This window comes from Sphingobium sp., assembly GCF_036170395.1.
Classification (GTDB): domain Bacteria; phylum Pseudomonadota; class Alphaproteobacteria; order Sphingomonadales; family Sphingomonadaceae; genus Sphingobium.
In genome coordinates, this window is record NZ_JAVHPD010000061.1 from 43246 (window position 1) to 52838 (window position 9593).

The following is a 9593-nucleotide window of genomic DNA, read 5'->3' on the forward strand; positions in this document are numbered from 1 at the left end:
AACGGGGGCTGACGGGGGCGGGGCAGGCTGCTCCGGTTTATCCCCGTGCAGATAAAGCGGCTCAAGCTCGCCGGCTTCAAGAGCTTCGTCGATGCGACCGAGCTGCGCATCGAGCCGGGCCTCACCGGCATCGTCGGCCCCAATGGCTGCGGCAAGTCCAATCTGCTGGAAGCGATCCGCTGGGTCATGGGCGAATCCAGCGCCAAGTCGATGCGCGGCGCGGGCATGGAGGATGTGATCTTCGCCGGCACCGCCAGCCGGCCGCAGCGCGATTTCGCTGAAGTATCTTTGCTGACGGTGCAGGAACAGGGCGAGCTGTTCTCGACCGTCGAAGTCGGCGCGGACGGCGAGCTGGAAGTGACCCGCCGGATCGAACGCGGAGCCGGCAGCGCCTATCGCGCCAATGGCAAGGATGTGCGGGCGAAGGACGTCTCGCTGATCTTCGCCGACGCCGCGACCGGTCCGCACAGTCCGGCCCTCGTCAGCCAGGGCCGCATCGCTGCCGTCATCGCCGCCCGCCCGCAGGAGCGGCGCGCGATGCTGGAGGAAGCGGCCGGGATTGCCGGGCTGCACGTCCGCCGCAAGGATGCCGAACAGAAATTGCGCGCGGCCGAGGCCAATCTGGCGCGGCTGGACGAAATATTGCTCGACATGGACACCCGCGCCAACGCGCTGCGCCGGCAGGCGCGGGCGGCCGAGCGCTATATCCGCCTGTCCGACCAGATTCGCGTGGCGGAGGCGCGAACGCTGTTCGCAAGATGGCGCGAAGCCAATGTGAGCGCCGAGGCGGCGCGCGCCGAGGCGAGGCAGGCGGAAGCGGCCGTGGCGGCAGCGCAGGCGGCGCAGCTGGCTGCTGGGGCGGCGGCACAGGCGGCGGTCGCGACGCTGGCGGAGCGGCGGGCGGCGGCGCAGGCCGCCCGCGACGCCGCGAGCGAGGCGGGACACCGGCTGGCGGCGCTGCGGACAGAACGCGAGTCAGCGGTTCGCCGCCTTGCCGACCTCAGCCAGCAGGCAAGCCGGCTGGAGGAAGACCGCACGCGCGAAGGGACTCTGGCCAACGATGCCGCCGACGCGATTGCCCGGCTGACGGGCGAAGTGGCGACGCTCAAGGCGCGCATTGCAGAGACTGAAAAGCTTCGGCCCGATTTCGCGGCGCGCATCGCGGTCGCAGAGGCAGCAGCGCGGGACGCCGAACTCGATCTTGCCCGCGCCATGGCGACGCAGGCGGCCGAGCAGGCGGAACTGCGCGTCGCCGAGGCAGCGGTGGCGGCGGCGCGTCAGCGGCTCGATCGGGCGGCGCGGGAACGGGGACGGCTGGAGGCGGAAGCGGCGGCTCTGCCCGATCCCGCCCCGCTGGCGGCGAAGCGCGACGCAGCGCTGACCGATCAGCAGCAGGCCAGCGCGGACCGCGATGCGGCCGAGACAGCGATCGGCACTGCCGATTCGCAGCGCCAGGCGGCAGCGGAGGCACGCGCGGCGGGCGAGGCGGCGCTCGCCTCGGCGCGCGCGGGGCTGGCGGCGCTCGACAGCGAAGCGTCGGCATTGCGCCGCGCGGTGGAGAGCGGCGGCGCCGGCCGAGGGTGTGCGCTCGACCGGCTGAAGGCCGCACCCGGCTATGAGCGGGCGCTTGCCGCCGCGCTGGGCGACGATCTGGAAGCGCCGGTCGGCGCGGAGGGCAAGCGACGCTGGGGCGGCGCGGAGCCGCTTCCGGGCGATCCGGCGCTGCCAGACGGCGCATCCGCCCTCGCCGACCATGTCGCCGCGCCGCCGGAACTGGCGCGCCGCCTGGCTCAGGTGGCTGTGGTCGAGAGCGATATCGGTCAATCGCTGGCAGTGGGGCAAAGGCTCGTCACCCTCGGCGGCCAGCTGCGTCGCTGGGACGGCTATGTCGCGGCCGAGGGCGGGGCGGCGGCGGCAGAGCGGCTGATCCGGCTCAACCGGCTCGATGCGCTGGCGGCCGCGCGGCCCGCCGCCGAGCAGGCCGTGGCGGAGGCCGCCGCCGCGCAGGATCGGGCGCGAGCACAGGAGCAAGCCGCCGCTCAGGCGCTTGCCACCCACCGCGCTGCGCTGACGCAGGCGGACCAGCGGCTGCGCACAGCCCTCCGCGCGGCCGACGAGACGACGACGGCGCTGGAACGGCTCGCAGGGCGGCGCGAGGGGATCGAGGAGCGGCTGAGCGAAGCACGGCAGGATGATGCAGCGGCGCAGGCAGAGCATGAGGCGGCGCAGAGCGCGCGCGCTGATATGCCTGACGGCGCAGAAACGCGCGCGCTGGTGGCTGCGCTCGCGCAAGCGAGCGAGAAGGCGCGCGCTGCCGTCAGCCAGTTGCAGGCCGATCAGGCTCTCGCCGACCGGGCTCTCGCCAGCGACCGCGAACGGCAGGCCGCGGCTGAGGCGGAGGTCAAGGGATGGCGGGCGCGGGCCGGCGAGGCGGCGCGGCGCATCGCCGCCATGGTGGCGCGCGCCGAAGAGATCGGGGCCGAGCGCGGCGTGATCGAGCACCGGCCGGATGCTCTTGCGACGGACATCGCCGCGCTGGCGGACCAGGGCGCATCGCTGACGCACGCCGCCGAGGAAGCCCGCCGCGCCGAACAACAGGCTGACGTTGCCCTGCGCGCCGCCGAGCAGCAAGCGGCGCAGGCGGGCGAGACGCTGGCCGGCGCGCGCGAAGCTCGCGCCACCGCATTGGCGCGCGCCGAAGCCGCGGACGAACGCCGGATCGAGACCAACCGGCTGTCGGGCGAGCGCTTCCAATGCCCGCCGCCCGTCCTCCCCGAACGGTTGGGCTTCACCAGCGCGGACATTCGCCTGGCGCAGACCGAACTGGCCGAGCATGACCGGCTCCATGCCGAGCGCGAGCGGATCGGCCCGGTCAACCTCGTCGCCGCGCAGGAACTGGGGGAACTGGAAGCCACCCAGGCGACCAGCCGCGCCGAAAGCGCCGAACTCACGACCGCGATCAATCAGCTTCGCGGATCGGTCGGCAGCCTCAACCGCGAGGGTCGCCAGCGCCTGCTCGCCGCGTTCGAGGCGGTGGACGGCCATTTCCGCCGCCTCTTCACGACCCTCTTCAACGGCGGGCAGGCGCATCTGGAGCTGATCGACAGCGACGATCCGCTGGAGGCGGGCCTCGAAATCATGGCCCAGCCTCCGGGCAAGAAGCTGGCGGCGCTGACCCTCCTGTCCGGCGGGGAGCAGGCGCTGACCGCCGTCGCGCTCATCTTCGGCCTGTTCCTCACCAACCCCGCGCCGATCTGCGTGCTGGACGAGGTCGACGCGCCGCTCGACGACGCCAATGTCGAGCGCTTCTGCGACCTGCTCGACGCGATGGTGGCGCAGACCGCCACCCGCTATCTCATCGTCACCCACAATGCCGTCAGCATGGCGCGGATGCACCGCCTGTTCGGCGTCACCATGGTCGAACAGGGGGTGAGCAGGCTGGTGTCGGTCAACCTGGAAAGCGCCGAGGCATTGCTGGCGGCGGAGTAATTGTTGTAGTTACGGATATTGACGATCGGTCACTGCAGTGGCATAGAAGCTACGGCCTTTCCATTCCCGCCGCTGAGTTATCAATCCAAATTGTTGGGAGCGGGAGATGGAATTAAGCTTCGATCCGGCGAAGCGGCGAAAGACTCTGGAGGAAAGAGATCTGGATTTCGCCGATGCCGCGAAAATTTTCGCCGGGCGGACCCTCACCGCGCTCGATGATCGCGATGATTATGGTGAGGACCGTTACATCACCTATGGTTATCTCGAAGACCGTGCGGTGATATTGGTGTGGACGCCCCGTGATGAAACGCGCCGCATCATCTCAATGAGATATGCCAATGACCGGGAAAGACATTTCTACGAAGCAGCCCTGGATTGATCCGGACGACGCGCCTGAACTGGATGCGTCCTTTTTCCGGCATGCGGAAATTCGGATGGACGATCAGGTCGTTCGTCCGGCTTCCGGCACGCTTACTCGCCCCGGCCGTCCTCCCTCCCCCGATCCCAAGCAGCAGGTGACGCTGCGCCTTGACCGGGCGGTGCTCGATGCCTTTCGCGCCACCGGGCCTGGTTGGCAGAGCCGCATCAACGCCGAACTGCGGAAAGTCCTCGGACTCTAAGCGCCAGCCGCGCCGCACTGGCCCTTGCCTCCCGCCGGCGCGCTGGGGAGGATAGCGGCCATGGTCAACCTACCTCCCTTCGCGCTCGATCACTGGCTCTCCGCTCATGATTTCGCCACGCCGCCGATCGCCTATAATCTCGCGTCGAGCACCGGTCCGCGCTGGAGCGTGGGGGAGATCGCAGCGCTGGGCGACGCGCCGCTCGATCTGACCGACACGGTCTTGAGCTACGCGCCGCCGCAGGGGAGCGCGCCGCTTCGTCGGGCGATCGCAGCCTTCCATGGCGCCGATCCCGACCATGTCGTCGCCACTACCGGCGCGTCCGAAGCGCTTTCCATCCTCTTCTGCCTCGCCGCCGAGCCGGCCGCCAACATCGTCGTGCCCGATCCGGGCTATCCGGCCTATGAAGCGGTGGCGCAGGCATGGGGTCTTGCCACTCGCGCCTACCGGCTGGAGCGCGCCGACGGTTTCACCCAGCGGGTCGAGGCCATTTTGGCTGAGGTCGATGCCGGCACCCGCCTCGTCATCCTCAACACGCCACACAATCCCACAGGTTCGGTCATGCCGCGCGGCGAGATCGAAACGCTCGCCGCTGCGCTGGCGGCGCGTGGCGTGCCTCTGCTGGTGGACGAGGTCTATCATCCACTCTACTTCGGCGCGCCGCAGCCCTCAGCGGCCGGCATCCCCAACGTCATCGTCACCAGCGACCTGTCGAAAGCGCTGTCGCTGCCGGGGCTGCGCACCGGCTGGCTGATCGACGCCGATGCGGAGCGCCGCGCCCGCATCATCGATGCGCGCAGCTATTTCACCATCAGCGCATCGCCGTTGCTGGAGCGTCTTGCGGCCCACGCGCTCACTCACGCCTCGGCGATCCTCGATCGGCTCGAAGCGGTGGCCGGCGTCAACATCGCTCTGCTGGACGAGCTGATGGCAGGATCGCGGGGCAAGCTCGCCTGGGTCCGACCGCAGGGCGGCACCACCGCTTTCCCCTGGCTCGCCGACGGGCGGGACAGCCGATCCTTCTGCCAGACGCTTGCCAGCGCGGGCGTGCTGCTCGCGCCGGGCGACTGTTTCGGCCATCCCGCGCACATGCGGCTCGGCTTTGCGCAGCAGACCGACGGGTTCGACTTCGCCGTCGGCCGCATTGCCGATGCTCTCGCCGCGCTTTAGCTGCGCCCGAACCAGCCCCGCATCCGCCGGAACAGCCCGCGTTCGCTCACCGGCTCGAACATCTCGTCTGGGCCTTCCGGGTCCAGCACCTCATGGTCGGCCAGCCACGCCTGCACCTCGTTCAGGTCGGGCGTTACATAGGGGCGCAGCGTGCGCCCCGGCTTCTGCCGCAGTTCCTCGATTCCCGCGATCAGCCCGCGCTGCGCGATCACGGCGCTTACCCGCTCGCGCGGCAGGTCCAGATGTTCGGCGATAAGGTCGTCGCGGATGCGCAGGATCGTCGGCTGCTGTCCGTCATTGGCCGGCAGCGCGGTGTCGATGCAGACGTCGCATTCGGTATCGAGCCGCATCGACCGATTGTTCATGTTGGAGGAGCCGACGCGGATCAGCCGGTCGTCCACGATCAATATCTTCGCGTGGACATAGATCGGCGCGCCGCGCTGGGTGAAGGGGTGATAGATGCGGAAACGGCCGTCGACGTCGCGGCTCTTGAGCGTCTCGAACAGGCGCGCGCGCGCCGTGTCCATCGCCTGCTGCTCCAGCCAGCCGTCAGCCTGTTCGGGATTGACGATGACGATATCCGGCCCGTCCGGTTCGGCGATCCGGGCCGCGATAGCCTCGGCGATCCGGCGGGAGGCGAAATATTGGCTCTCGGCATAGATGTGCCGCTTTGCCGCCGCGATCTGCTTGAGATACAGCGCCTCGATCTCGGTCAGTTCCTCCTGATCGTCCATTTTCGGTGCGGTGCGGGCGATAGCGACATCGACATTCTCGAACATCACCGGCAGCGCGTCGGGCCAGCAATCGAGCACGCCCCCGATCGGTTCCAGCGGATCGCCGCCGGCGCCCGCCCAGCGCATCCGCGCATGGTCGCCCAGCGCCGCCGCGACCGGTCCTTTCAACGCTGTCGTCGCGTCGTGCCATGGGCCGTAGGGCGACCCGTCGGGATGATGGCGGCCGGGGTCTTCGTCGCGGTGGTGGCGCGTGTCCCAGCGGTCGCCGGTCATGTCGATCCCGCCGCAAAAGGCGAAACAGTCGTCGATCACCACGATCTTCTGATGGTGGGAGGCGGCCGGCGGATGATGGCTGTCCAGCTTCACCGTGACGCGCGGATGCGCCATCCACTTCAATGTCGTGAAGAGGTTGGTGGGCCGCACCATGGATTTCATCGCGCCCACGTCCCAGCGCAGCAGGAAAATCTCCAGCTCCGGCGTCCGCTCGACCAGCCAGGTGATGAATTCGCCGATCACCACAGGCGCATCGTCCTGTGCTTCATCCTCGCGGATCAGGCTGATCGCGGCGTCGAAATCCCAGCCGATCAGCATGATGCGATGCTTCGCCTTCATCATCGCGGCGCGGGCGTGGCGGAAATAGGCGTCGGCGTCGATGATGACGCTGGCCTTCTCCGCCCGCTCGATGCGCCAGCAATCTTCGCCAGGGTGGGGCGGGGTCATGCGGCGCTCCCCACGGTCAGGCAGGCGAGAAACATCAGCAGGCCCGCAAAGCGATTGGACCGGAATTTCACGAGCGGATCGATGCCGTCCTCCTTCAAAGTCATGACCTGCCAGCCCAGATGCGCCGCCATCGGCAGAAGCGCGACTAGCGCCAGCCCCTGCGGCCGGACCTGCCAGATCGCACCTGACCATAGTATGAGCGCCAGCGTGTAGCAGATCGCCACCCCTGTGCGCACATGCCGGCCCATCGACAGAGCGCTGGAGCCGATGCCGATCAGCGCATCGTCCTCCCGGTCCTGCAACGCATAGATAGTGTCATAGCCCACGACCCAGAAGATGCAGCCGGCATAGAGCGTCAGCCCTGGCATGGTGAGCACGCCTTTGACCTCGCTCCATCCCACGAGCGCCGCCCAGGAAAAGACAAGACCGAGCCAGATTTGCGGCCATCCGGTGATCCGCTTCATGAAAGGATAGGCAGCGACCAGCGCCAGGCTGCCGAGCGATACCATCCGCGCATAGAGGTTCAGTTGCACCAGCACCAACAGGCCGATGAGGCACAGCCCCAGCAGCCACGCCCAGGCCGCCTTCACCCCGATCGCGCCGCTGGCGAGCGGGCGGACGGCGGTGCGCGCGACCTTCCGGTCGATGTCGCGGTCGACGATGTCGTTGAACACGCACCCCGCGCCCCGCATGGCGATGCTGCCGAGCAGCAGCCACGCGATCAGCGGCCAGCGCGCGAAGCCGCCGCCGGCCAGCGCCACCGCCCAGGCGCCCGGCCAGAACAGCAGCCACCAGCCGATCGGCCGGTCCAGCCGGGCGAGCTGCGCCAGGATGCGCGGCGTTTCCGGCAACCGCGCCAGCAGCCCGCGCGCCTCGCTGTCCGGGACGATGGTTTGGCTCAACGCTTCACTCCGCCAAAGCCGCTTGTCGCGGCTGCCATTCCTCAAAAAGACCGTCGCGCTTGTCGCGGCTGCCGTTTCCTCCAAAAGCCGCTGAGCTTGTCGAAGCTCCCTGTTCCTCTAAAGACTAGAGCCGCCTACGGGCAAGTTCAGTCGGACGAAAGAGACGAAATGACCGCCACCCCCGCCTGGCCGCCGCAAAGCGCGCCGCGCCTGCATGTCGAAACGCAGTTGGGGCAAGGGGTCGTAGTGCCGGTGGACGGCAACCCGGCCCACTATCTCATCAGCGTCATGCGGGTGAAAGCGGACGACATCGTCCTGCTCTTCGACGGTCGATCGGGTGAATGGGCGGCGCGCGCCCGCGATATCCGCAAGCGCGATCTTGTGCTGGAATGTGTGGCGCAGACCAAGCCGCCGGAGGTCGTGCCCGACTTCTGGCTCTGCTGCGCGCCGATCAAGAAGGGCCGCATCGACCTGATCGCGGAAAAGGCATGCGAACTGGGCGTCGCGCGGCTTCAACCCGTGCTCACCCGGCGCGCGGTGGTGGACAAGCTCAATTTCGATCGGCTCCACGCCCATCTGGTCGAGGCCGCGGAGCAATGCGGCCGCACTGCGCTGCCTGAGCTGGGCGAGATGGTGAAGCTCGACGTGCTGTTGCGGGACTGGCCCAGCGGCCGCCACCTTTTCTTCGCCGACGAGACCGGCGGCGCGCCGCTAGAGGAGGCGCTGCGCGCGCATACCGGCCCCGCCGCTTTCCTCGTCGGGCCGGAGGGCGGCTTCGACCCCACCGAGCGCGACGCGATCCGCGCCGTCCCGCAAGCCGTCCAGGTCTCGCTCGGCCCGCGCATCCTGCGCGCCGAAACGGCGGCCATTGCCGCCACCTCGGCCTGGATGGTGATCAACGGCGACTGGCGCTGACCCCTCAAAATAGTTTCATTCCGCTATGTTGTTGCGCTTGAGCGTAGCGCAACTTATCTGTCGCCCGCGCGCTCTGGTTTGACGCGCCGGGGGGAAGGATTAAGGGCGGGGCATGAGCACCAGAACCGACTCAGGGGGCAATGATCCCGTCATCGAAAGCCGCGAGCAGCTGATCGCGGCTTTCGCCAAGGGTGAAAAGCCCAAGGACCGCTGGCGCATCGGCACCGAGCATGAGAAGTTCGTCTATGCCCGCTCGGATCATCACGCCCCCTCCTATGAGGAGAAGGGCGGCATCCATACGCTGCTGATCGGTCTCACCCGCTATGGCTGGCAGCCGGTGTTCGAGGGCGAGAATATCATCGCCCTGTCCGGCGCCGACGGCACGATCAGCCTGGAGCCCGCCGGGCAGCTCGAACTCTCCGGCGCGCCGCTCGAAAATCTGCACCAGACCTGCGCGGAGACCGGCCGCCATCTGGAGCAGGTCAAATATGTCGGCGACATGCTGGGCCTGGGCTTTCTCGGTCTTGGCATGTGGCCGGACAAGAGCCGCGAAAACCTGCCGATCATGCCCAAGGGCCGCTACGAGATCATGCTGCGCCACATGCCGCGCGTCGGCTCGATGGGTCTCGACATGATGCTGCGCACCTGCACCATCCAGACCAACCTCGATTATGGCAGCGAGGCGGACATGGCGCAGAAGTTTCGCGTCAGCCTCGCGCTCCAGCCACTCGCCACCGCGCTGTTCGCCAACTCGCCTTTCACCGACGGCAAGCCCAACGGTTTCCTCTCCTATCGCAGCCATATCTGGTCGGACACCGACCCGCACCGCACCGGCATGTTGCCCTTCGTGTTCGAGGACGGCTTTGGTTATGAGCGCTATGCCGACTATGCGCTCGATGTGCCGATGTATTTCGTTTACCGCGACGGCAAATATATCGACGCTGCGGGGCTCAGTTTCCGCGATTTCCTCGACGGCAAGCTCTCGGTCCTGCCGGGCGAGAAGCCGACCGAGAAGGATTGGGAGGATCATCTCTCCACCGCCT

The 9593-nt window shown here is 68.3% G+C and carries 8 protein-coding genes; 6 read left to right on the forward strand and 2 right to left on the reverse strand.

Going from position 1 to position 9593, the window contains the following annotated elements; all coding sequences use genetic code 11:
* Window positions 1–45: 45 nt before the first annotated feature.
* The 4 genes from smc (at window position 46) to V2B31_RS15905 (ending at window position 5279) form a co-directional block, all read left to right on the forward strand.
* On the forward strand, window positions 46–3489 hold the full coding sequence (gene smc / locus V2B31_RS15890; RefSeq protein ID WP_328280300.1) for a chromosome segregation protein SMC: 3444 nt from the start codon (window positions 46–48) through the stop codon (window positions 3487–3489).
* A 106-nt stretch (window positions 3490–3595) separates the two neighbouring features.
* The gene (locus tag V2B31_RS15895) at window positions 3596–3868 is read left to right on the forward strand and encodes a BrnT family toxin (RefSeq protein WP_328280302.1); all 273 of its coding nucleotides are present in this window, start codon (window positions 3596–3598) and stop codon (window positions 3866–3868) included.
* The gene (locus V2B31_RS15900) at window positions 3828–4109 is read left to right on the forward strand and encodes a BrnA antitoxin family protein (protein ID WP_328280304.1); all 282 of its coding nucleotides are present in this window, start codon (window positions 3828–3830) and stop codon (window positions 4107–4109) included. The genes V2B31_RS15895 and V2B31_RS15900 overlap by 41 nt, the downstream gene beginning before the upstream one ends.
* Window positions 4110–4169: 60 nt before the next feature.
* Window positions 4170–5279, forward strand: coding sequence for a pyridoxal phosphate-dependent aminotransferase (locus tag V2B31_RS15905; RefSeq protein WP_328280306.1), 1110 nt, complete (start codon window positions 4170–4172; stop codon window positions 5277–5279).
* Here the strand turns inward: V2B31_RS15905 and V2B31_RS15910 are convergent.
* Window positions 5276–6733, reverse strand: coding sequence for a phospholipase D-like domain-containing protein (locus tag V2B31_RS15910; RefSeq protein ID WP_328280308.1), 1458 nt, complete (start codon window positions 6731–6733; stop codon window positions 5276–5278). The two genes, V2B31_RS15905 and V2B31_RS15910, sit on opposite strands and share 4 nt — an antisense overlap.
* On the reverse strand, window positions 6730–7635 hold the full coding sequence (gene ubiA, locus V2B31_RS15915; RefSeq protein WP_328280310.1) for a 4-hydroxybenzoate octaprenyltransferase: 906 nt from the start codon (window positions 7633–7635) through the stop codon (window positions 6730–6732). Before ubiA ends, V2B31_RS15910 begins: the two co-directional genes overlap by 4 nt.
* A 168-nt stretch (window positions 7636–7803) precedes the next feature.
* Between ubiA and V2B31_RS15920 the strand changes: the two genes are divergently transcribed.
* Both V2B31_RS15920 and V2B31_RS15925 read left to right on the forward strand, forming a co-directional pair.
* Complete coding sequence (locus V2B31_RS15920; RefSeq protein ID WP_328280313.1) at window positions 7804–8550, forward strand: 16S rRNA (uracil(1498)-N(3))-methyltransferase; 747 nt, start codon at window positions 7804–7806, stop codon at window positions 8548–8550.
* Window positions 8551–8662: 112 nt separating this feature from the next.
* On the forward strand, window positions 8663–9593 hold a 931-nt coding region (locus tag V2B31_RS15925), incomplete at its 3' end, for a glutamate--cysteine ligase (protein WP_328280315.1).

What these genes read in the sequence shown, in the direction of transcription:
- V2B31_RS15910 (WP_328280308.1), bottom strand. Translation starts at nt 6,733, where the DNA reads ATGACCCCGCCCCACCCTGGCGAAGATTGCTGGCGCATCGAGCGGGCG.
- V2B31_RS15900 (WP_328280304.1), top strand. Translation starts at nt 3,828, where the DNA reads ATGACCGGGAAAGACATTTCTACGAAGCAGCCCTGGATTGATCCGGAC.
- V2B31_RS15895 (WP_328280302.1), top strand. Translation starts at nt 3,596, where the DNA reads ATGGAATTAAGCTTCGATCCGGCGAAGCGGCGAAAGACTCTGGAGGAA.
- V2B31_RS15920 (WP_328280313.1), top strand. Translation starts at nt 7,804, where the DNA reads ATGACCGCCACCCCCGCCTGGCCGCCGCAAAGCGCGCCGCGCCTGCAT.
- V2B31_RS15905 (WP_328280306.1), top strand. Translation starts at nt 4,170, where the DNA reads ATGGTCAACCTACCTCCCTTCGCGCTCGATCACTGGCTCTCCGCTCAT.